We start from the raw sequence: 377 nt of genomic DNA, 5'->3' as shown, positions 1-377 counted from the left end.
CGCGCCGCGCCGGCCGCGGCGCATCCCGACTGGCGGCTGCGCGCCGCCGCCTGGGCGGTGCTGGCGCCCAACCCGCACAACCGGCAGCCCTGGCTGATCGAGCTGGCCGGGCCGGGGGAGGTGCTGCTGCGCTGCGACCTCGGGCGGCGGCTGCCGGCGACCGATCCCTTCGACCGCCAGATCACCATCGGTCTCGGCTGCTTCGCCGAACTGTTCCGCATGGCCGCGGCGGCGGAGGGGATCGCGCTGGCGATCGAGCCCTTCCCGCGGGGCGAGCCCGGCCCGCGGCTCGATGCGCGCCCGGTGGCGCGGCTGCGGCGCCTGCCCGGCGCCGCCGCGCCCGACCCGCTGTTTGCCCAGGCCGCCGCCCGGCGCAG

The 377-nt window shown here is 80.1% G+C and carries 1 protein-coding gene; it reads left to right on the top strand.

Going from position 1 to position 377, the window contains the following annotated elements; all coding sequences use genetic code 11:
- The coding region (locus E2C05_RS33915; protein ID WP_456306556.1) for a hypothetical protein at positions 1 to 377 on the top strand (377 nt) is incomplete at both ends.

Source organism: Paracraurococcus ruber (genome assembly GCF_004353985.1).
Classification (GTDB): Bacteria; Pseudomonadota; Alphaproteobacteria; order Acetobacterales; family Acetobacteraceae; genus Paracraurococcus; species Paracraurococcus ruber.
The sequence above is the reverse complement of the archived record's forward strand: the minus strand, read 5'-3'. Positions and strand labels throughout refer to the sequence as shown.